Source organism: Halorubrum sp. Atlit-8R (genome assembly GCF_003666025.1).
GTDB classification, from domain to species: domain Archaea; phylum Halobacteriota; class Halobacteria; order Halobacteriales; family Haloferacaceae; genus Halorubrum; species Halorubrum salinarum.
In genome coordinates this window covers 1-643 of record NZ_QPLV01000018.1, presented here as the reverse complement: position 1 = coordinate 643, position 643 = coordinate 1, and the positions used below count along the sequence as shown (strand labels likewise).

1 protein-coding gene is annotated in these 643 nt (G+C 60.0%); it reads left to right on the top strand.

The annotated features are described in order from the left end of the window. Positions 1-119: 119 nt before the first annotated feature. On the top strand, positions 120-643 hold a 524-nt coding region (locus DVK05_RS16360; RefSeq protein WP_147437826.1), incomplete at its 3' end, for an AMP-binding protein.

Sequence of the window (643 nt, the reverse complement as noted above, 5' to 3'; positions counted from 1 at the left end):
CATCTGTGGCTCTGAAGCCTATACACGTGCCCACAGACTATTATGTATATTCGTGGTGTTAACTTTCGATAATTAGTTATCCTACTTATGCCCTTTGTCGAGACTCGTTAGCACGTACTATGGCAGACGGTGACACCGAACTGGAGGCACGGCTGGCAGAACAAGACGAGTTCGAACCCACCGAGGAGTTCGTCGAGCAGGCGAACGTCTCGGACGCCGGCATCTACGACGAGTTCGAGGAGAACTGGCCCGACTGCTGGGAGCGCGCGGCCGACCTGCTCGACTGGGACGCCGACTACGACGAGGTACTGGACGATTCGAATCCGCCGTTCTACGAGTGGTTCACCGGCGGCGACCTGAACGCCTGTTATAACTGCGTGGACCGCCACGTCGAAAACGGGGACAAGAACCGCGTCGCCATCAAGTGGGAAGGCGAACACGGCGAGACGCGGACGTACACGTATCAGGACCTCTACCGCGAGGTGAACGAGTTCGCGGCGGCCTTGCGTGACCTCGGCGTCGAGGAGGACGACGTAGTCACGCTCTACATGCCGATGGTTCCGGAACTCCCCATCGCCATGCTCGCGTGCGCTCGCATCGGCGCGCCGCACAACGTCGTCTTCGCCGGCTTTTCCGCCGAGGC